Below are 19,263 nucleotides of genomic sequence, written 5' to 3'. Positions count from 1 at the left end.
GTGACCAGACACGACGAACAGTTCGTCCGCTACCTCCGCGCAAAGGAATCGGTGGACGACCGCGCACTCCACCGACCGACGCTTGCGCATCTCATCGACTCGCTCGAAGCGCGCGCAGAGTCGCGTCCGGACGAACCGCTTCGTGTCGTTTCGGTCGGGTCGGGAACCGGCGCGATGTGCCGCAGACTCCTGTCGTGGGGCGTCTTCGACACGCACGACGAAATCAAGTACATCATGGTTGACCGAAAGCAGGGTATGGCCGACCAAGCGGCGGCCGCCTTCGCAGAGTGGTCCCACGGTGCCGGCTGGACCGCCGAACCGACAGCCGACGGCTTCAGAATCGAACGCCACGGCCGGAGCGTCTCTCTCACGTACGTCACAAGCGACCTCTTCGATGCGATGACGGTCCTGCCGCAGGCTATCGACCTCGTCATCGCGCACGCGGTGCTCGACATCCTGCCGCTCCGCCGCGCCGTCAAAGCGCTTCTCTCGCGGCTGACAGACGGCGGTCTCCTCTACGCGCCGGTCACTTTCGACGGGCGGACTTCGTTCCGGCCGGCGCACGAGGCCGACACCGAGATTATCGACGCCTACCACGACACGATGCGCGACGACGAGCGCTCCGGTCCGGACACCGGCTCCGACCTCTTTTCGGTTCTGCCGGCGCTCGGCGCGCCAGTCGTCGCCGCCGGCGGCGCAGACTGGGTCGTCCACCCACCCCACGAAGACGACGAACGAATCTTCCTCGACCGTATCCTCGGGTTCGTCGAGGAGTCGCTCACCGACGCCGACCGCGTCGCCGACGAACCGCTCGACGACTGGCTCAAAGCCCGACACGAGCAGTTGGCGTCCGACGAACTGTCGTACATCGCACACAACATCGACGTGCTCGCCCAACGCGAGTGAGAACGCTGTCGGCGCGCTCGATGGAGTTGACGCGTCCGGGACGCCGGACTCGTCTGACGCCGCGCCCTTAATGTTCTGCCGAACTCGTCTGCGGCCGCGTCGCCGCCGAACGCAATCGCCCGGAGACGTACAGCCAGTCTCGGCCAAATCCGAGGAGCAACCCGCCCGCGGCGACGCCGGTGACAAGTGGCATCCACGCGTCGAAGACACCGGGTGCCAACGCGAGCGGCACGACCGCCATCTGGAGACCCGCGAGGACGCGCCGTGAGGCCCGCGGCGGGAGGTCGAACGTCGGTTTGTCGGTTCGGTCGCGCCACCATTTCCCGGCGACGAACACGTACCGCGCGGCACCGACCGAGAGGTACCACCACGCCAGTTCGCCGAGAACGACGCCCGCGAGGGGGGCGGCGAGGAGTCCGAAAGCATCGACCGCGGTGTCGAGACGGCCCCCGAGTCGGGTCACGCGGTCGAGTCGCCGGGCGAGAAAGCCATCGACAGCGTCGAGCGCGGCGGCGACGCCGTAGCCGACTGCGGCCGCCCACGCCCACACCGGCGAGTACCCTCCCACCGCGGCGACTGCCGCGACGCCAGCGACGCCCGCGATAACCGTGCCGCGAAAGAGTGTCACGCCAGTCGGAAGTCCCAGCGTAGCGTACGCCCGGGCCGTCTCACCCCCGTCGCTTTCGCCACTCCCTGCGGTGTCGCCGCTCGAATTCTCCGCCGCGTTCGCGTACGTGTACCACCAGAGGCCCGCGACGACGAGCACCGTCGGGACTGTCCACGCGGCGGTGACAGCGAGCACGTCGGCGACGAGGATTTCGCCGGTGGCCACGACGACCGCGGCCGCGACGACGCCGGTTGCGAGAACCCGCCGTCGAGTGTGCCGCGTCCCCTCCGACGACGACTCCGCGGACGACGACCGGGATGGGCGCTCAGTCATCGCTGACCAGCGCACGCGCCCCGACCGCGGCGAGTACTGGCAATACGAAGCCGATACCGACCGTGAGCGCGAACAGGATGCCCGTCGAAAACAGCGCGTCGAGCGCGCCGTGCCACCAGACGATGCCAACGTGGAGTGCGACCGCCACTCCACCGAAGGTGAGTCCCTGCGGAACGGCACGGCGGAGTGAGGTGGCGAGGACGCCGACCAGCGCGCCGCCGACGGCGAGACCAATCCAGTGGACCGCCGCGGCCGCGAGACCGACTATCGTGGCGACGACCAACGCGAGTTCGGCGTAGCGGCCGCGACGGAGTTCGGAGACGACACTCATCGCTCGCCTCCGAACACGATATCCGGTTCGCCTTCGGGACGGTCGAGCGTGAGCGGCTTGTACCGTCCGTCGGCCCACGAGTCGAGTTGGTCGTGGTAGTGGTCCGACCAGAAGACGCCGCGCTGGCCGCCGGGGATGACGCCGACCGAGTCGTCTGTTTCGGAGAAGTCAACGACCATCCGCCAACTACTGCCGACTTGGGTCTCTCCCGACGCGCGGAAGTTGAACACGGTAAACCGCGAACCATCCATCGGTCGCTCCGGGTAGTTCAGGAACTCGCGGTCGAACGGGTGAGCCAGTTCGAGTCTGTTGAAGTCGCCGTAGGTGTCCCAGCCCTCGCGCTCGATGCGCGCCGCCGTCCGATTCATCGCTTGTGCGGCGACGGCCTCTCGGCGCTCGGTTCGGTCGAGCGTCCGTCGATTGTCGTACCACTGCGAGTCGGCGTCGAGTCGCTGGAGGACGAACAGCCGCGGGTAGTAGTCCTCGTCCATGCCCGCCGGTTCGAACTCGTCGGCGAACGTCGCGGTTCGGAACTCGTCCAGCCAGATGCGGTAGACGAGCGCCGCGCGTGAATCGGCGGTCATCCGACCGTCCCACCCGTCCAGTTCGGCGGCGAGTTCGCGCGCGTCTGGCGACATCTGTTCGGTCGCTTCGACCGCCGTCGCGTACGGGACGAACGACGCCGCGGCCTCGGAGCGAACGTCGCGCTGGAGTCGTTTCATCGTCTCCGCCGTTATCTCACCGTCCGACGCCGCGTCGTCGAGTTGGTCGTAGATACGTTGGCCGCGGTAGGGGTCGGCGTAGGTCGCCGGCGTACCCATGTAGAACGGCGGGTCGTCGATAGTTCGTTGGTTGGCGGACGCGAGCACGTCCGGGTTGTCCACGTGCGGAATCGACTCGAACGGGACGAAGCCGTCCCACGAGGACCGACCGTAGGGTTCGTAGCCGGGCCACTCTCCCTCGCCGGTGGAGCCATTAAACACGGTATCGCCGCGTACGACGGTCCCGTCTGTCACCCGAACCGGATAACGCCCGGCCGGGTAGTAGAGGGTGTTACCCGCGCTGTCGGCCGCGACGAAGTTCTGTGCGGGCACGTCCCAGATGCGAAGCGCGTCACGGACGTCAGCGACTGACTCGGCGCGGTTGAGTCGATAGACGCCCAGCGACTCGTTCGTCGCCGAGAAACCTGGCCACGCGACGCCGACGGTTTTTCCGCCGCGTTCGATGACCGGGCCGTGGACGGATTTCTTGACGGTGAGTTCCACGTCGTCGCCGCCGGCGACTTCGATTACCTCCGTCTCGGTTTCGAACGCCCGAACGTCGCCCTCGTAGACGTAGCCGCCGTCGCGGCGGTCGTAGGTGTAGAGGTCGGTGAAGTCGCCGCCGACGTTCGTCACGCCCCACGCGGCGTCCGCGGTCCGCCCGATGATGACCAACGGGATGCCGGGGAAGCCGACGCCGCGAACGTCCGTCTCGGGGGTCGAAAGATGCATCTCGTACCAGACGGGAGGGACGCTGAGTCCGAGGTGCGGGTCGTTGGCGAGAATCGGGTCGCCGGAGGCGGTGTGTTCGCCGGAGACGACCCAGTTGTTCGACCCATAGGTCGGGTCCGCGTCGTAGGCGTCGGTCCACTCGGCGAGCGCGCCGAAGTCGCCTTCCACCGACGCGGTCGGGTCCGACGCGTTTTCGACGACCGACGCGGGCGAGAACGGTGTCGCGTCGGAGGCATCCACGTCGCGGATAATCGGGACCTCGTGGTCGAGACTCGTGGGGTAGAGCGCCGATGCGTTCGGGCCGAGTCGGGCGCGAGCGGTCTCGGTCCGGAGGTCGGCAAACGACCCCGAGAGTCGCCACGAGATGAGTTTCCCGACGAGGAGCGTGTCGGTCGGCGTCCACGCCTCGAACTCGGCGTCGATGAGAGCGTACTCCGGCGGTGTCGCTCCCGTGTCGGCGTAGTGGTTCACGCCAGCGGAGAACGCTTCGATGGACGGGCCAACGTCGGTGTCTCGGACCGACTCCCACGACGCTTCGGCGGCGGATTCGAAGTCGAGACGGCGGTAGAAGCGGTCCGAATCGAGCGTCTGCTCGCCGACGAGCGCCGAGAGTTCGCCGCCGATGAGTCGGCGCTGGAGGTCCATCCGGAAGAGGCGGTCGCGGGCTTGCACGTAGCCGACGGCGAAGTATAACGCCTCCTCGTTTTCGGCTTCGATGTGCGGGACGCCCGTCTCGTCGTACCAGACGCTCGCCGAGCCGTAGGGACTCTCGACCTGCGTCGCGTCCGGTGGCGAGACGCTGTCGTAGAGTTCCCCAGACAGCGGCGCGGCGAGACCGAGATACGACCCCCCGAGCAGTGCGGCCGTCACGAGCGCCGCCGCACACCCGACGGCGACGACTGTTCGGGTCGTGGTATTCATACCCACAATGGTGGCCGGTCGTCGGATAAGCGTTGCTCACGTGACGATTCTCAACGGGCTACGAGTTGTTCGGAGTGTTGGCGCGCCGGGCGCGGTATTCGTCGGCCGCGAGCAACAGGAGGTACGTGACGAGACCGGAGCAGACGGCCACGAGCACGCTCGGGCCGACGAGAGCGACGGTCGATGCGACCGCGACGAGCAGTGCTCCGACGCTGATGACTTGCACGACCGTTCGTTCCCACACCGCTCGGACTCGCGTTCGGACCCGCCTCGGCGACAGCACTGCTTCGAGAGCGAGCGTGCCGAATAGCCCGACGAGAACCACCGAAAGGGGGATTCGTGGGCGGAAGACCGCGAGACCGACACCGACGAAAAGGAGGCACACGACTGCGACCGCGGCGTCTCTGTGGCGACCCATATATCTGATACCGGGCGGGTCCATTTTTAAACACCGACGGTCATAGCGGGAGTATGTCGATTTCGGGCGGCGGCTCCGGTTTGTCGAAAGCCAAACAGCGTCTCGGCCGGTACCTCGCTGGCGCGGCGCTTTTGATGCTCGCATTTACCGTCGTCTATCAGTGGGCAGTCGGGCGGTACGCCGGCGAGGACATGTCGTTTCTTCTTGCGCTCCACTTCGTCGTCGAGACGTTCACGACGAACGGCTACGGCGAACAGACTGGGCTGTGGCTCGATTCGCCGCCGCTTCTCCTGCTTTCGATCGTGATGCAACTCGCGGGCGTCACCACCGTCTTCCTCACGCTTCCGCTGTTTATCGTCCCGCTCGTCGAAGACGCACTCCGGACGGCACCGCCGTCCGAATCCGAGTTGGTAGAACACGTCGTTATCTGTACGTTCACCCCCCGAGGAGACGCGCTCGTGGACGAACTCGACTCGATGGGCGTTCCGTACGTCGTCATCGAATCCGACCGCGACTACGCCGAAAAACTCCACGCGGAGGACTACGAGGTCATCCACGGCGACCCCGAATCCGTCGAGGCGCTACAGGCGGCCAACGCCACGGACTCACTCGCTATCGTCGCCGACGACGACGACGAGACGAACGCGAGCATCATCCTCGCCGCGAAGCAGGCCGCGCCGGACGCCCGCGTCGTCAGCGTCATCGAGAACCCGAGCGTCGCCGACTACCACCGCTACGCCGGTGCCGATACCGTCGTCTCTCCCCGGCGTCTGCTCGGTGAGAGCCTCGCCGGGAAGGCGACCACCTCCATCTCATCGGCACTCGGCGACGCCATCGAAATCGGCGAGGATTTCGAGGTCGCGGAACTCCTCGTCCAGCGCGGGAGTCCGGTCGAAGGCGAGACGATAGCCGAAAGCGGCATCGGCCAGACGGCCGGCGTCAACGTCATCGGAGCGTGGTTTTCCGGCGAGTTCGTTTCCCCGCCCGCGCCGGACGCCGTCATCGACGAACACACCATCCTGCTCGTCGTTGGCCGGGAGAAACAACTCGAAGAACTCCGCGGACTCACGCTCTCGTCGGCCCGCCGGTTCCGCCGCGGCACTGTCATCGTCGCGGGCTACGGCGAAGTCGGTTCGACCGCGGCCGAGACGCTGGCGAGCGCCGGTGTTCCGCACCTCGTCGTCGATAAAACGGACAAACCCGGCGTCGATGTCGTCGGCGACATTACCGACCCGCGGACGCTCTCTGCGGCCAATGTGACGGAGGCTCGCGGGGTGCTTCTCGCGCTCGACAACGACACAACGGCGGTATTCGCTACGCTCGTCTCCGAGCGCGTCTCGGAGGAGACAGAGGTCATCGCGCGGGCGAACGAAACCGAGAGCATTGCGAAACTCTACCGCGCGGGGGCCGACTACGTGCTTGCGCTTTCGACCGTCGCGGGTCGAATGCTCGCTTCGACGGTCCTCGACGAGGAGGTCATCGCGCCGCAATCGCAAATCGAAATCGTCCGAACGAACGCCCCGAATCTCGTGGGGCGGTCACTCGCCGAGGCGGACGTTCGCGCCAGAACCAACTGCACCGTTATCGCCGTCGAGCGAGACGGGACGCTCGTGACCGAAATCGGCCCGGATTTCCGCGTCAAGGCACAGGACGACCTCGTCGTCGCGGGCGTGGACAAAGATATCTACCGGTTCAACGAACAGTTCGGCTGAGGCGCTTCCGGAAGCGATTTTCGTCGCTCCGACTCCGTGCGACCCTGTTGTTACTGCACTGTCTGTTACTGCACTGTCTGTGCTCGCCTTTTGCATCACGGAGTCGGCTCCGGCCTATCGCGGTCTGTCCTCCCAATCCGTGTCCGGCTCTGGCTCTGTGGAACACTCGGAACTTCGATTGCGAGAAGCCAGACGCGTCAATTCGTCCGGGGACAGCGGTCCGAACAACCCATGGCAGTGGACGCTCGCAAGCCATCCTCAGACAGGACGCGCCGGCACCAGTGGGTCTCGGAGCAGTCGTATAAAAAGAACCGGTCGCGGCGTTGTCTGCGTATCGAGGGCGTTCCGTCGATTACGCGCCGACTTCCGCGCCGACGTACAGCACGACGACGAGGAAAATCCACACCACGTCGACGAAGTGCCAGTACATGGAAGCCGTGCTCACGGAGACGTGGCGTTCGGCGGAGTACTGACCGCGAAGTGCGCGAACGAAGACGATACCGAGAATCACCGCACCGAGCGAGACGTGCAGTCCGTGCAGGCCGGTGAGACCGTAGAACGCGGAGCCGAAGATGCCCGTCGTGAGCGAGAATTCGGAGTGGACGATGAACTCGTAGTACTCGTAGACCTGCCCCCCGATGAAGACGGTACCGAGGAGGAGCGTGACCGCGAGTCCGAGGATGAAGTTCCGTCGGTTCTCGTTACGGATGGCCACGTGCGCCCAGTGGAGCGTGAAACTCGACGCAATCAGGAGCGCCGTGTTGGCTATCACGAGCGACCCGGTTAGGTGTGGCAGTTCTTGTGGCGGCCACGTCCCGGCGCGGATGAAGAAGTAATACGTGAACAGGGCGCCGAACGTCGCAAGTTCGGACCCGAGGAACGCGATCATTCCCCATCGAAGCTTCGATGCACTCTTCTGGCTCGCATCGCGCGACCAGAAGTGGCTCACGAAGGCGTGGTACAACCAGCCGTAGATACCGGCCAGGAAGAGGAAGATACTGCCGATGAACACGGCTGGGCCGAGCATCTCCCCGACGATTCCGTCCTGTCCCATGACGTACAGACCAGCACCGGTGTAGATACCCGCGCCCCCGACGGCGGTGACGAACGGCCACCAACTCGCCTCGCCGAAGCCGCGCGGCCAGTCCTGAACCGCCGGCAGGTGATGGCCGTGGTCGTCGTGTGCTTCTTCGGTACTCATAGGCGCCCGTTATAGTTGGGTTACTAAAAATCCTCCCAAACTGCGCCCGTCACGCGACGACACGGGGGAGGGAAAATCGCCGCGCGCGGCGGTCCGGCCATCGGTAACTGGGGAAGACGAACCGAAAACGAGTTCGAAAATACGATTCCCGGCCGCTCGAAGCGCGCGTTCAGTCGAGGCTGGTCGTCGCGCGGTGGAACGGCTGGCTAGAGATGATCTCTCGCATCTCAGCGAGCGAGTCGGAACTGGCGTCGTTCATCGCGGTGACGACGGCGAACACTTCCTGGCGCGACACTTTGACACCCTCGCCGGTCACAGCGTGTTCGGGATTGGCGACGAGTTCGCGGAGCGTCCCGACCGCGAGCAGGAACGGAATCGCCCACGCGGCGAGCGTGTTGCCCTCGCGGAGCGGCACCGTTTCGAGGTACATCTGCGCGTCGTCGAGGAACGACTTGGCGTGGTCCGCGGTCCGTTGTACGACCGATGCCGTCTCGTCTCTGTGTTCCGGCTTGACGACATCTTCCTGTGGGACGCCGACGTCTTCGAGCCACTCGGCGGGGAGATAGACGTTGTTCTCGGACGTGTAGTCGTCGTGAACGTCCTTTGCGATGTTCACGAGTTGGAGGAGCAGTCCGAACTCCTCGGCGGTGTCGTAGAGCCGCGAGCGGCGCTCGCTGTCCACGTTTCCGCGCGTCACGAGGTTCGTGATGAGGTTGCCGACGGTTCCGGCGGCGTAGTAACAGTACTCTTCGAGTTCTTCCCGCGATTGGATGCGAAGTCCCCCGGTCTTCGAGTACCGTTCGACGAACATCGCCATGCCCGAGACCAGTTCTCGGACCGGCGGCGTCACCGCTTCGCGGACATCGGTCGGCAGTGACTCGAACGTCCGGAAAACGCGAGCGGTGTTGGCGACGACCATCCAGTCGTCGGACCGCTCGTCTTCGGGCGGGAGATGAGACTGGACCGCGGCGACGAACGCATCGACGCTGGTGTCATCGTCGGGGTCGAGCGCGCGGTCGTAGAGTCGAAGGAGGCGAGCCTGCTCGTCGGGGGCGATAGACGACGAATCTTCAACGGTGTCGGCGATTCGACAGAGGAGATAGCCGATACAGATGTGGGATGCCATCGGTTCGTCGAGGACATCCACAGTGAGGGCGAAGGTGCGAGAGACACCCTGAACTGCATCGTGACACCAGTCGAGGTCGTCATCAGTTGCCGGTGGCCGGGCATCGGCGTGTCGAGACATTCGAAGCGTACCGGTATTAGGAAGGGGGGATAAAAAGTTTCGTGGGCTACACGCCGCAACGCCGCAGGAGAAAATCATAAGCATAGTCAATGTAAGAACCTGTATGGACTTCGCGCTCACAGCAGAGCAAAAGCAGATCAAGGAGATGGTTTCGGAGTTCGTTGACGAGGAGGTCAAACCTCGCGCAGCGGAAATCGACGAAACCGACGAGTTCCCCGCAGACCTCGTCCGCGAGATGGGCGAACTCGGATTGATGGGCATGCCGTTCCCCGAGGAGTACGGCGGTGCGGGTCTCGACTATCACTCCTACGCTATCGGTCTCGAAGAGATTTCTCGCGGTTCCGGCGGACTGGGAACTATCGTCGCGGCGCACACGAGTCTCGCGGGCAACATGCTCTACGCGTTCGGCGACGAAGACCAGAAACAGACGTACCTCACGCCGGTCAACGAGGGTACGGACATCGGCGCGTTCGCGCTCTCCGAACCGGGCGCGGGAAGCGACGTCCCCGCGATGGAGACGACGGCCGTGAAAGACGGCGACGAGTACGTCGTCAACGGCGGCAAGCTCTGGATTTCGAACGGCTCTGTCGCCGACACGGTCATCATCTTCGCCAAGACTGACCCCGACGCGGGTAACAAAGGAATCTCCTCGTTCATCGTCCGACCCGAGGAAGACGACGGGTTCGTCGTCGAAGGCACCGAGCACAAACTCGGTGACAAAGGCTGTCCGACGGCCGAACTCCGCTTCGACGACATGCGAATTCCCGAAGACCGACTCCTCGGCGACGAAGGCGACGGCTTCGTCCACGCACTGAAGACACTCAACGGCGGTCGAATCACCATCGCGGCGCGTTCTATCGGTATCGCCCGCGCCGCCCTCGACGACGCCGTGCAGTACGCCGGCGAGCGCGAGCAGTTCGACCAACCCATCGGCGACTTCCAAGCGATCAAGCACAAACTCGCCGACATGGACACGAAAGTACAGGCCGCCAAGCTTCTCATGCACAAGGCCGCGGACCTAAAGATACGCGACGAGACGTTCATCAAGGAGGCCGCACAGGCGAAACTTTACGCCAGCGAGATTAGCCGCGAAGTCGCAAACGAAGGCATCCAGATTCACGGCGGCTACGGCTACACTAAGGATTTCGCGGCCGAGCGCTACTACCGCGACGCCAAACTCAACGAAATCTACGAGGGCACGAGCGAGATTCTCCGCAACACCATCGGCGACTGGGTACAGAAGTAGGCGTAGCAATAGAGGTGGCAGTGGAAGTACACATAGCAGTCTCAATCGAGGTGCCAGACGAAAACAGCCTCAATCGAGCGAGCGGCCGCCCGCGTCGGAAACCTGCCGCTCGCTGTTTTCTACGCGTTCCGTGAGCCACGCGAAGTACGATTCGACACGACTCGCTCCCGCTTCGGTGAGTCCGTACACGTCGTGTATCCCCTCGGTCCGCCGTTCGAGGTGCCCCGACTCCACAAGTGCGTCGAGGGTGGCGTAGAACGACTGCGGGTCGATTCGGACGTCGTAGTAGCGCTCTAATCGCGTCTTCGCCTTCTGTCCCCGGAGTTCGCCCGCATCGTAGAGGATAGCACACAGGTCGCGCCGACGGCCGCTCTGAAACCACATACCTTCTGGTCCTCGAAGGAGCGACACGTCACTTTCGTTCTCGGGGTCGGACTCGCACGGCGGTCCTCGATAGAACCGGTACATTAGACACACCCCAGTCCGTAGCGTCGCTCATGAGTGAGCAGGAGGCGACCGCCGCCGACATCACCGCGCGGTACTACGTCACCGACTCCGAGCGCGTCCTCGAATTCGACCGCGAGGGCCGTACCGCCGCCCTCGCACAGAACATCGACGGCTACGCGATGTTGAAAGTGCGACCGACCGTCGATGGCGACGAATTAGAGCGATACTACGGCTTCGACATGGCGCTCGACCACGCCGCGGAACTCCTCGGTGTCTCGCCGCACGACCTCCCCGTCCCGGAGGACGCGGCGGACATGGGGATGTAAGACCCGTTTCAAACGCTTTTCCGTCGGCCGTGTCGCGTTAGCCCCAGTAGAATCGCGGCCCCAAAAACAGATAGCCGAGTGCCAAAAAGAGCAGGCCGAACGCGAATCCTTCTCCGAGCGTGCCGGACAGCACGATAGCGAGTCCCTGTACGACGCCCATCACGAGCGCGTCTTGGGCGTGGAGGTCGGGATACGTCACGTCCGAGAGCATCAACGCGGCCATGATTGCCGAGAGGACGACGAGAAGCATCGGGTCTACGAAGCCAACCAGGACGCCGGCGGAGAGAATCGTCGCCGCGAGCGTCGTCGGAACGCCGACCGTCTCGTCGCTACCGCTGTCGTAGGCTGTGTACAGTGCCAGACGAACGACGGCGGCCGCCACGAACAGCGCCGCGACGGTGACGGCACCGACGACGCGGAGTCGGTCGAATCCCCACTCCGCGCGGACGAGCGAGACGACGAGGAGGGCCGGCGCGACACCGAACGAGACGACATCGGCGAGCGAGTCGAGGTATGGACCCGCGTCGGTCCCGCCGTAGCGTCGGGCGACGACGCCGTCGAGACCGTCGGCCATCGCGGCGAGTAGAATCGCCTTGGCCGCGAGGCGTACGTCGATTGCGGTCAACACCGACGCGACGAACCCGAGTGCCGCATTTCCGGCAGTGACCGCGTCGGCGGGGCCTAACCGACCGACGAATCGGGGTTTCATACCGATGCGATTGCGCACCTGCCCTTTCGCTCTTACGTTCTCCCCGCCGAACGCGCGTTCGGCGGGCGAACCATGCGACATTTATCGGTCGCGTCCTGAGGGTCGGGTATGCGAGACGATGGGTCCTCAGACGGTCGTCAGACACGGCGTCGATTTCTTGCGGCGACCGGGACGGCGGTGACCGCCAGCCTCGCGGGCTGTTCGACCTCGCTGGCGGCCGACGGCGACTTCGACATCGGAATGACTGCCGTCGCGTTCGACCCGCCGACCCTGACCGTCGAAGTCGGTGACGAAGTCGTGTGGCGAAACACGAGTTCGCGCGGCCACACAGTCACCGCCTACGAGAGTGTTCTCCCCGAGGAAGCCGAGTTCTTCGCCAGCGGTGGCTTCGAAGACGAAGAAACCGCCCGAAACGCCTACTCGAACTCTCTCGGCGGACTCATCGAAGGCGGCGAGGACTACTCCTACACGTTCGAAGTCGCGGGCGAATACGAGTATCTCTGTATTCCGCACGAACAGCAAGGGATGGTCGGCACGATTATCGTCGAAGCGTAGTCGAATCCGGCGACAGCCCCGGTTCGAACCGGCGTCGTGAGGCACGGCCCAATCGTAACAGTCAGCTATTAACTAGTGCTCTCCGTGGTTCCACGAGTGCCACAACACACTGACGATAGCACCCGGTTTGGTGTCCAACTCGTCCGGAGCCGTGACACACCGACTCGGCTCGCTCTCGCAGCGCTGGTCGGAAGCGACCGGTTTTGGACGGGGTTCGTTGTCGTCCTCCCGACCGTGTTACTGCTTGCGACGCGCCTCCACCACGTCTTCGTCTCGTTCGCCGCCGGAGTTCCGGTCGCAATCTGTCTGTGGCTCCAGACGATGAGCCACGAATTCGTCGCTCCGTGTCTGACCGTCGATACCGAGACCGGAACGCTGACAACGTCGAAATCGTACGACTCCGGGAATACCTCGACAATCGACGTTTCGGACCTCGAACGCGTGACCGTCATTCGGTTTGCGAACACCGCGCTCGTGCGACTGCACTACTCCAAGTGGACCGTCTCGAAACCGGTGTCGGCGACGGTGCCCGCCGCACGAGTTCCCGAGTTCGCCTCGCAACTCGAACGGGTCGGTCTCGACGTCTCTGTCCGTGAGTTCGATTCGTTGGCGTCGGCATCCGATATGATTCGACTTCGCGTCTTCGGGACCCCGATTGCGGTTCTCGGGTCGTTTGTTGGTATCTGGTCGCTTCACGGTCCCGAGGCCTTTTTCACCGACGCAGTGGTCGTTCCGGCGGTCGTACTGGTCATATTCGCGGCCTTGAGCTTCGTGCGTCGATTCCGACTTCGACGGGCCGAAACCAGCGCCGTGTGAGACCCGACGATATCACTTGCAGGCTTGTGGTGACGCGAAAAATCGAAAATTGAAACCGAAGTCAGACCGTCTGTGTGACGGAGTTACGCTTCGTCTTCGTCAACATCGACTGCAACGTCGTCCTCATCGACGCTGACAGCGGCTTCCTCTTCCGCCTCGATCTCTTCGGGGCGGGCTTCGAGGGAGAACTTCTTGACTTCGACGCGGCGCAGGGGATAAATCTGCTTCGCGTCACCGTAGATAGCGGACGAGAGACGGCCTTCGACGACGCTCTCGGTGAGCGCGTCGTAGGTGTGCTCGGTGATTGCCTCGCGGGTGAGGTCGATCATGATGCGACGGATTTCGTGTTCCTGACTCCGGTCTGCCTTCTTCGTGGTGAAGGCGACGGGCTGGAGCTGGACACGGTGGTCGTCCTTCGTCACGGCGGTGACGTTGGCTTCGACCTTCGACGCGCCGCGGCGGACGAGACTACGGAGGTAGTCGCGGGTCAGCTCTTGTTTGATGAACTCGGTGTAAGCGGCGTCGCCGCCGACGTCGTTGATCTTGAACGTGAGCTTGACGTTGTTCGCACCCTGGTCGTTGTTGAGTTCGCCGAGGGTGGATTCGACGGTGCGACCGTAGATTTTCTCAGGTTCGTCGGCGAAGGTCTCGCCGAGTTCCTCACGGTCGAAATTCTCGGGAGCGATGACGGTGTACCATCGCTTTCCGCGCTTCTGCTTAGAGACGGATCGTTCACTCATGGTTAGTATCTGTGTGCGTTCGTGTTGCTTCGATGACGGTCTCTGCGACCGTCACGTTGACGACGTAATCATCGACCGTGGAGTGAAGCCCCCCGGTCGAATCGCGTTCGATTGTCGTGACGAGTTCGTCCCCTTCGACGCTCGTGTGCATCGACTCCGTGTTGTCCGGGGCGAGTGCGGCGGCGACGACCGTTGGGTCGTCGTGTGTGGTCCGCAGGGTTGTGCGCCGAGTCATCGTCATCGGCGCACCTCCCTGACGGCCGTGACGACCGCTTTCGACTCCACATCGGAGTCGAAGGTCATCGTCGCTTCCTCAGCCGTGCCGGTTGCGGACGCGTCCGCAAGTTCGGTCGCGGCCGCGGCGAGTTGTTCGTCAAGACCGGCCGACCCGGTCGAAACGAGTGCCGCGGCACCGACGCCAACTGCAAGGACGGTCGGTTCCGGCGACCGGAAGTCGCGGGCGAGACGCGCGACGGTTGCGAGTCTCCCGGGCGACGACAGATCACAGGAGAGCGCATAGAGGCTCTCGTAGCGGCCCGTGGTCGCCTCGCGGAGTGCATCGTGCGTCGATTGCGCGTGTTCGCGCCACGCCTCCAGCGCCGCGTCACGAACGTCGTGACCGAGCGCCAGTGCGACGGCGACACCGGGCGTCTCCCGAACGGCCGCGTCGAGCACGTCGGCAAACCCGCCGACGGTCGCAAACGGTCCGCTCGGGGCCGCGTCCGGGTGAAGCACGCGTTCGACCGCAGTCGCCGCCCGCGAAATCGCCTCGCCGGTCGTCGCGTCGATAGCGACGAGGGAGGCGACCCGCTGGTGTGCGTCGGCATCGAGTTCGGCCGGAAGCGACAGGTCGGCAAGCGCCGCCTGTGTGTGCTCTTTGTCGGCCGAAAACGGTGCGTGAACGAGCGTCGAATGCGCCAACCCATCTGCGAGGTCGTCCGTCGGGACGGCCACGCCGGGCCGGGATTCGATGCCCGCGTCGGTCGCCGCGCCAGCGAGTTCGCTGTCTTCTGCCGGGGAGACACCGGCGGCGTGGAGACCGGCCAGTGCGACCACCGGGTCAGGGGCGACATCGAGTTCGCGGACGACTGCGACGGCGTCACGCGGGTCGATTTCGAGGTCTGCATCGGCGTCCGACAGGCCCACGACGGCCACGACGTCGTCGTTCGCGGCTGTGTCGGGGGCGTTGGTCGCTCGGATGCGGAAGGGGATATTGCGTGTCCTGAGCGCCCGCCCGATGACGCCCGCGGCGGCGACGGCGGCACCGCTAGTGTGCACGCGGAGACGAACGAATGTCGCCTCGCGGAGCGTCGCGGCGGCGTCGGCGGCGGGTGTCTGTGCGGCGGGGCTCACGGACATTTAGTTACTTTTCGAGGAGTTCGACAGCGACGTCGTAGCTGTACGTGAAGTCGTCGTCGAGCTTGTTCCCCTGGTAGTAGGAGACAAGACGGCGAATCTTCGACTCCGTGTTCTGGAGCGCACGACGGTTGGACTTGTCCTGCTGGTTTTCTTCCATGTGCTCGCGGAGGCGGACGGCGCGCTCCATGAGGTTACGGAGGTCCTCGGGAAGGTCCGAGGTGGCGTCGTTCTCTTCGAGGATGGTGGTGACCTTCTTGCCCGTGGCGAGTTTGACGTCCGGAATCGGAACGCCCTTGACGCCTTCGTCGCGCAGTGCAAGGCCAATCTGGCTGGGGTCCTTCCCCTGTTCAGCAAGTTCGACGACGCGTGCTTCGATGTCTGCTTCGTCGACGTCACTCCACTCCGGTGCTTCGTCTGCCACCGGCTTGTCCGAGCTGGACGAGCCACGGCGGCGGGTGTGCATTCGTGCCATTGTTGCGGGTTGGAACCGCACTGACCGCAGAAACGAGTACCCCGTAGTCGCATACACGACTACTGGGGCACTACCGCAATCCCAAGCCCACAAACGCGGGCGAGTCAGATTTGCGGCCGTGCTAGATTCCCATCGACATCTGCACACGCGGCGGGTTAAACCGTTTCGACTCGACGCGCGTCAGAATCGAAGGGCTTCTAAACGGGTGGCGGCTACTGGTTGGTGCGGGCTCGTAGATCAGGGGTAGATCACTCCCTTGGCATGGGAGAGGCCCCGGGTTCAAATCCCGGCGAGTCCACTCACTTCCTTCCGTCGCTTCGCTCCGTCAGTCGTTCGTGGACTCGCCGACGTCACGTTCGCTCCGCTCACGTGACTCCCGGCGAGTCCATTTCTGAACGTAGTGAAGAAATTGACGAGCCGAGCGCTCGCTACGTCTGCGGGCGACCGGGGGTCGCTATATTTCTCGACACCGCCCATGAGCAGTGTCTCCGTCGGTATCCCTTGGATTACGCCTCGTCTTCTGCTACGCCGATGTCTTTGGCCGCGAGGTCGGTCACGTGCTGGACGATTTCAGGATCGACCTGCGCGATATCGTCCCCATCGTGTTGCTGGTCGTTGTGTCGCTGAACCGCCTCGGGAAGGTCGGAAAGCGGCACACGAGTCGTCGTATCACACACGTCACACACCACTGGAACTTCGAGGACGTTGTCCGTCATACCCCTCAGTTCGGCGAGCGACTGAAAAATACGGTCGGTTCGCTCTTCGCGTCCAGCGTGCGATGCGCTTCACGCGAGCACCCCACAGCCGTCAAACGATTCGAAGCCCTTATTTATTCGACCGGGAAATGGTTGGATGCGTTTGAGGGCTCGTAGATCAGGGGTAGATCACTCCCTTGGCATGGGAGAGGCCCCGGGTTCAAATCCCGGCGAGTCCACTCACTTCCTTCCGTCGCTTCGCTCCGTCAGTCGTTCGTGGACTCGCCGACGTCACGTTCGCTCCGCTCACGTGACTCCCGGCGAGTCCATCTCTGAACGAAGTGAAAAACTGGCGAGCCGAGCGCTCGGCACTGCGAGCGCGCGGATTTGAAATCCCGGAAGTCGAGCACAGCGAACGGCGTGAGCGAGCACGTCTTCAAGCATCAACTGTCAGAATTGATATTGCTTCGGCTAGTTCTGTTCTTGCGATATTGGCCACAGAACGAGGTTGTCATCTAAATCAACGCCAAAATTCTAAAATGGCTGATATTCTTCGACGGCAGATTTAACCTATGTTCTATGGTACTGTGCCCAAATGACGGGACTTCGAGCGGACGACCGCGCCGTCTCCGAGGTCGTCGGCTACGTCCTCCTTCTCGGAATGGTGTTCGCCGGGATGACCAGTGTCATCGTCTTCGGTGGCGGACTTTTAACTGAGCTGACAGCACAAAACGAGGGGCAATCGGTCTCGATGGCGTTTTCGGAACTCGACGTACAGATGACGTCGCTCACGCGCGGTGAGGCCGCGACGCGCGGCGAGATACGAATCGGTACCGAGGTCGGCGAACGGGCAGATACCAAACGCGACGGGAATCTGACGGTGAGCGTCAACAACCAATGTACGGAGACTCTCCCGCTCTCGTCGGTTAGGTACGCGACCGACGACGACCGAACGGTCGCCTACGAGGCCGGTGGTATTTTCGAAGTCTCGCAGGGCGATACCGCGGCGATTCTCTCGCCGCCGGACGTGACGTACGCGAACAAGACAATCGACATCTCACTGGTGAACCTCACTGGACAAATCACGGGCGCGGAGACGAAAGTGACGAAGAACCTCGACACCTCGAACGCGGCGACCGAGAACGTCTCCGACACGCTGTTCGATACGAATGAGGACTGCGGACGGCCCAACACAGTGAGGATTCGCGTCGAGAGTGACTTCGCAGACGCGTGGGAACAACACTTTAGAACCGAGTTCGACCCCGACGCTGGCGCACTGACGCGGCCGACCGACCGCGTCGTCGAACTGCGTCTCACCGAAGACGACCTCCCGCCGGAGGCGAACGACCAGCGAAACGAGGTCGTTCCGGAGGCCAATCTGACCGTCGAAGGTGGTACGGTGAGCGTCGATAAGCAGACGGGCATCGAATACGACGTTTACGTCGAACCGCTCGGGAGCGGACCGCAAGTGAGCCGCATCGAGTCGATTCCCGGTGACGTGACGTTCCGCGAGCCAATCGACGTCGTGTTCGTTATCGACGAATCCGGGTCGATGTCGGGTTCGAAGATGTCGAATACGAAAGACGCCGCGCGCTCGTTCGTCGGTCTGATGAACGACACTCGGGACCGGGCGGGTGTCGTCGGCTACGACGACGAGGCCGAGTACCTCTCTGAGTCGTCCCAAGCGCGCTACCTGACCGACGATTACGACGCCGTAAACACGAGTATCGACGGGCTCTCGGCCGGTGGAAGCACGAACACCGAAGACGGACTTCGACGCGGACACGCGCTTCTCGACCTCGAAGGTACCCCGTCACACGAACGAGTTGCCATCCTTCTCAGCGACGGTGAGCCGACGGAAGGCGAAACCGACCCTGACGAACTCGAACGAATCGCCGAAGAGATCGGTGACGACGGCGTGACGGTCTACACCGTCGGGACCGGCGACGCCGACGAGTCGCTGATGATGCGAATCGCCAACGCGACGGGTGGGACCTACAGTTACGCCGACGACCCAGCGGACCTCCAGAGCGTCTTCCGCGAAATTTTCAAAACCATCGCAGAGTCGAATCAAATCGTTAGACCGCCCATCTCGGTCTCCTACGACGTGAGCGGAGAGACGTACTACCCGCGAATCGTGGGCGATTCCGACCACGTTGCGAACATCACGAAAGACGGACAGACCGTCCGCAACGTAAACGACCCCGCGGCCCCGAGCCAGTTCAGTTTCACCGAATCGGTCGCAGACGGCGAACTGACGACGCTTAGACCGGTGACGATGGACTGTGCCCCCGAGGCGCTAGAACTCACGAACGTCGTCCACTCGAACGGGACGAAAACGTATAGGGAGGTCCGGTGTACGGAGGTCGAAACCGGAACGGCCGACCCACTCGGCGAGGCGACGCTCACGCTGTACCGCGATGGCGACGACGTGAGTTCACTTCTCGACGAGGAGTCGGCGTGGTGGCAAGATGACTTCCGAAACGACACGTTCGACGGGCTCCTACACGATAACGACACGCTCGACCTCAAGAGCAACGAGGTCGTCGCCGTGATGAAATACCCCGACGGCGACGAGACCTACAACCGAATCGCCGTGTTGTACCGAATCGGTCTTCCAGACGAGGAGACCCGACTGGACTACATCGTGGATGTGACCGTCACGAACGTCCGACTCGGAAAATGAGCGTCGCGCAGTCGGGCGGTTGCAGGCCGGCCACATCCACCTGC

Annotated in this window: 20 protein-coding genes and 2 tRNA genes; 9 read left to right on the top strand and 13 right to left on the bottom strand. The window is 63.6% G+C overall.

The features are described 5' to 3' along the window. Complete coding sequence (locus tag C440_RS13830) at window positions 1-906, top strand: SAM-dependent methyltransferase (protein ID WP_008321186.1); 906 nt, start codon at window positions 1-3, stop codon at window positions 904-906. A gap of 67 nt (window positions 907-973) precedes the next feature. Here C440_RS13830 and C440_RS13825 read toward each other — a convergent pair whose 3' ends face one another. The 4 genes from C440_RS13825 to C440_RS13810 are packed head-to-tail and all read right to left on the bottom strand — an operon-like array spanning window position 974 to window position 5,009. After that, complete coding sequence (locus C440_RS13825; protein ID WP_008321185.1) at window positions 974-1,846, bottom strand: CDP-alcohol phosphatidyltransferase family protein; 873 nt, start codon at window positions 1,844-1,846, stop codon at window positions 974-976. Beyond that, entirely contained in the window at window positions 1,839-2,177 is a 339-nt protein-coding gene (locus C440_RS13820; RefSeq protein ID WP_008321184.1) for a hypothetical protein, read from the bottom strand. Before C440_RS13820 ends, C440_RS13825 begins: the two co-directional genes overlap by 8 nt. Then, on the bottom strand, window positions 2,174-4,591 hold the full coding sequence (locus C440_RS13815; protein WP_008321183.1) for a penicillin acylase family protein: 2,418 nt from the start codon (window positions 4,589-4,591) through the stop codon (window positions 2,174-2,176). Before C440_RS13815 ends, C440_RS13820 begins: the two co-directional genes overlap by 4 nt. A gap of 58 nt (window positions 4,592-4,649) precedes the next feature. Further along, window positions 4,650-5,009, bottom strand: coding sequence for a hypothetical protein (locus tag C440_RS13810; protein WP_241432046.1), 360 nt, complete (start codon window positions 5,007-5,009; stop codon window positions 4,650-4,652). 53 nt (window positions 5,010-5,062) lie between these two features. On the opposite strand from C440_RS13810, the gene C440_RS13805 reads away from it, so the two are divergent. After that, window positions 5,063-6,721, top strand: a complete 1,659-nt coding sequence (locus tag C440_RS13805) for a potassium channel family protein (protein ID WP_008321181.1) — start codon at window positions 5,063-5,065, stop codon at window positions 6,719-6,721. Window positions 6,722-7,073: 352 nt separating this feature from the next. Here C440_RS13805 and C440_RS13800 read toward each other — a convergent pair whose 3' ends face one another. Together C440_RS13800 and C440_RS13795 are read right to left on the bottom strand one after the other, a co-directional pair. After that, window positions 7,074-7,922, bottom strand: a complete 849-nt coding sequence (locus tag C440_RS13800; RefSeq protein ID WP_008321180.1) for a cytochrome c oxidase subunit 3 — start codon at window positions 7,920-7,922, stop codon at window positions 7,074-7,076. Between the two features lie 169 nt (window positions 7,923-8,091). Then, on the bottom strand, window positions 8,092-9,168 hold the full coding sequence (locus C440_RS13795; RefSeq protein WP_008321179.1) for a phytoene/squalene synthase family protein: 1,077 nt from the start codon (window positions 9,166-9,168) through the stop codon (window positions 8,092-8,094). 103 nt (window positions 9,169-9,271) lie between these two features. Here C440_RS13795 and C440_RS13790 point away from each other — a divergent pair, with 103 nt between their 5' ends. After that, entirely contained in the window at window positions 9,272-10,414 is a 1,143-nt protein-coding gene (locus C440_RS13790; RefSeq protein WP_008321178.1) for an acyl-CoA dehydrogenase, read from the top strand. 69 nt (window positions 10,415-10,483) lie between these two features. Here C440_RS13790 and C440_RS13785 read toward each other — a convergent pair whose 3' ends face one another. After that, a complete protein-coding gene (locus C440_RS13785; protein ID WP_049915958.1) occupies window positions 10,484-10,798 on the bottom strand; it encodes a DNA-binding protein in 315 nt (104 codons plus the stop codon). 113 nt (window positions 10,799-10,911) lie between these two features. On the opposite strand from C440_RS13785, the gene C440_RS13780 reads away from it, so the two are divergent. Then, window positions 10,912-11,187 carry a DUF7111 family protein gene (locus C440_RS13780; protein WP_008321176.1) on the top strand — a complete coding sequence of 92 codons (276 nt, stop codon included), beginning with the start codon at window positions 10,912-10,914 and terminating at the stop codon, window positions 11,185-11,187. A 37-nt stretch (window positions 11,188-11,224) separates the two neighbouring features. Here C440_RS13780 and C440_RS13775 read toward each other — a convergent pair whose 3' ends face one another. After that, on the bottom strand, window positions 11,225-11,896 hold the full coding sequence (locus tag C440_RS13775) for a protein sorting system archaetidylserine synthase (protein WP_049915957.1): 672 nt from the start codon (window positions 11,894-11,896) through the stop codon (window positions 11,225-11,227). A 108-nt stretch (window positions 11,897-12,004) separates the two neighbouring features. Here C440_RS13775 and C440_RS13770 point away from each other — a divergent pair, with 108 nt between their 5' ends. Both C440_RS13770 and C440_RS13765 read left to right on the top strand, forming a co-directional pair. Further along, the gene (locus tag C440_RS13770) at window positions 12,005-12,451 is read left to right on the top strand and encodes a cupredoxin domain-containing protein (RefSeq protein ID WP_008321174.1); all 447 of its coding nucleotides are present in this window, start codon (window positions 12,005-12,007) and stop codon (window positions 12,449-12,451) included. A 96-nt stretch (window positions 12,452-12,547) separates the two neighbouring features. Continuing rightward, a complete protein-coding gene (locus C440_RS13765; RefSeq protein WP_049915873.1) occupies window positions 12,548-13,267 on the top strand; it encodes a hypothetical protein in 720 nt (239 codons plus the stop codon). Between the two features lie 83 nt (window positions 13,268-13,350). On the opposite strand, the gene C440_RS13760 is transcribed toward C440_RS13765, so the two are convergent. From C440_RS13760 to C440_RS13745, 4 genes are read right to left on the bottom strand one after another with little or no spacing between them, the layout of a single operon-like run. After that, window positions 13,351-14,007 carry a 30S ribosomal protein S3ae gene (locus C440_RS13760; protein WP_008321172.1) on the bottom strand — a complete coding sequence of 219 codons (657 nt, stop codon included), beginning with the start codon at window positions 14,005-14,007 and terminating at the stop codon, window positions 13,351-13,353. Continuing rightward, window positions 14,000-14,242: a KEOPS complex subunit Pcc1 gene (locus C440_RS13755; protein WP_049915956.1), complete on the bottom strand. Its 243-nt coding sequence runs from the start codon at window positions 14,240-14,242 to the stop codon at window positions 14,000-14,002. Before C440_RS13755 ends, C440_RS13760 begins: the two co-directional genes overlap by 8 nt. Before the next feature lie 2 nt (window positions 14,243-14,244). Next, window positions 14,245-15,366, bottom strand: coding sequence for a hypothetical protein (locus tag C440_RS13750; protein WP_008321170.1), 1,122 nt, complete (start codon window positions 15,364-15,366; stop codon window positions 14,245-14,247). Between the two features lie 4 nt (window positions 15,367-15,370). Next, the gene (locus C440_RS13745; protein ID WP_008321169.1) at window positions 15,371-15,838 is read right to left on the bottom strand and encodes a 30S ribosomal protein S15; all 468 of its coding nucleotides are present in this window, start codon (window positions 15,836-15,838) and stop codon (window positions 15,371-15,373) included. A 226-nt stretch (window positions 15,839-16,064) separates the two neighbouring features. Between C440_RS13745 and C440_RS13740 the strand changes: the two genes are divergently transcribed. Further along, window positions 16,065-16,136, top strand: a tRNA-Ala gene (locus tag C440_RS13740). 208 nt (window positions 16,137-16,344) lie between these two features. On the opposite strand, the gene C440_RS13735 is transcribed toward C440_RS13740, so the two are convergent. Then, a complete protein-coding gene (locus C440_RS13735; RefSeq protein WP_008321167.1) occupies window positions 16,345-16,554 on the bottom strand; it encodes a hypothetical protein in 210 nt (69 codons plus the stop codon). 146 nt (window positions 16,555-16,700) lie between these two features. Between C440_RS13735 and C440_RS13730 the strand changes: the two genes are divergently transcribed. Beyond that, window positions 16,701-16,772: transfer RNA gene (locus C440_RS13730), tRNA-Ala, on the top strand. Window positions 16,773-17,128: 356 nt separating this feature from the next. After that, the gene (locus C440_RS13725) at window positions 17,129-19,219 is read left to right on the top strand and encodes a vWA domain-containing protein (protein ID WP_008321166.1); all 2,091 of its coding nucleotides are present in this window, start codon (window positions 17,129-17,131) and stop codon (window positions 19,217-19,219) included. Window positions 19,220-19,263 lie beyond the last annotated feature (44 nt).

This window comes from Haloferax mucosum ATCC BAA-1512 (genome assembly GCF_000337815.1).
GTDB lineage: Archaea > Halobacteriota > Halobacteria > Halobacteriales > Haloferacaceae > Haloferax > Haloferax mucosum.
The sequence above is the reverse complement of the archived record's forward strand: the minus strand, read 5'-3'. Positions and strand labels throughout refer to the sequence as shown.

What these genes read in the sequence shown, in the direction of transcription:
- C440_RS13795 (WP_008321179.1), bottom strand. Translation starts at nt 9,168, where the DNA reads ATGTCTCGACACGCCGATGCCCGGCCACCGGCAACTGATGACGACCTC.
- C440_RS13785 (WP_049915958.1), bottom strand. Translation starts at nt 10,798, where the DNA reads ATGTGGTTTCAGAGCGGCCGTCGGCGCGACCTGTGTGCTATCCTCTAC.
- C440_RS13770 (WP_008321174.1), top strand. Translation starts at nt 12,005, where the DNA reads ATGCGAGACGATGGGTCCTCAGACGGTCGTCAGACACGGCGTCGATTT.
- C440_RS13745 (WP_008321169.1), bottom strand. Translation starts at nt 15,838, where the DNA reads ATGGCACGAATGCACACCCGCCGCCGTGGCTCGTCCAGCTCGGACAAG.
- C440_RS13815 (WP_008321183.1), bottom strand. Translation starts at nt 4,591, where the DNA reads ATGAATACCACGACCCGAACAGTCGTCGCCGTCGGGTGTGCGGCGGCG.
- C440_RS13750 (WP_008321170.1), bottom strand. Translation starts at nt 15,366, where the DNA reads ATGTCCGTGAGCCCCGCCGCACAGACACCCGCCGCCGACGCCGCCGCG.
- C440_RS13780 (WP_008321176.1), top strand. Translation starts at nt 10,912, where the DNA reads ATGAGTGAGCAGGAGGCGACCGCCGCCGACATCACCGCGCGGTACTAC.
- C440_RS13755 (WP_049915956.1), bottom strand. Translation starts at nt 14,242, where the DNA reads ATGACTCGGCGCACAACCCTGCGGACCACACACGACGACCCAACGGTC.
- C440_RS13760 (WP_008321172.1), bottom strand. Translation starts at nt 14,007, where the DNA reads ATGAGTGAACGATCCGTCTCTAAGCAGAAGCGCGGAAAGCGATGGTAC.
- C440_RS13820 (WP_008321184.1), bottom strand. Translation starts at nt 2,177, where the DNA reads ATGAGTGTCGTCTCCGAACTCCGTCGCGGCCGCTACGCCGAACTCGCG.
- C440_RS13775 (WP_049915957.1), bottom strand. Translation starts at nt 11,896, where the DNA reads ATGAAACCCCGATTCGTCGGTCGGTTAGGCCCCGCCGACGCGGTCACT.
- C440_RS13735 (WP_008321167.1), bottom strand. Translation starts at nt 16,554, where the DNA reads ATGACGGACAACGTCCTCGAAGTTCCAGTGGTGTGTGACGTGTGTGAT.
- C440_RS13790 (WP_008321178.1), top strand. Translation starts at nt 9,272, where the DNA reads ATGGACTTCGCGCTCACAGCAGAGCAAAAGCAGATCAAGGAGATGGTT.
- C440_RS13725 (WP_008321166.1), top strand. Translation starts at nt 17,129, where the DNA reads ATGACGGGACTTCGAGCGGACGACCGCGCCGTCTCCGAGGTCGTCGGC.
- C440_RS13825 (WP_008321185.1), bottom strand. Translation starts at nt 1,846, where the DNA reads ATGACTGAGCGCCCATCCCGGTCGTCGTCCGCGGAGTCGTCGTCGGAG.
- C440_RS13805 (WP_008321181.1), top strand. Translation starts at nt 5,063, where the DNA reads ATGTCGATTTCGGGCGGCGGCTCCGGTTTGTCGAAAGCCAAACAGCGT.
- C440_RS13800 (WP_008321180.1), bottom strand. Translation starts at nt 7,922, where the DNA reads ATGAGTACCGAAGAAGCACACGACGACCACGGCCATCACCTGCCGGCG.
- C440_RS13810 (WP_241432046.1), bottom strand. Translation starts at nt 5,009, where the DNA reads ATGGGTCGCCACAGAGACGCCGCGGTCGCAGTCGTGTGCCTCCTTTTC.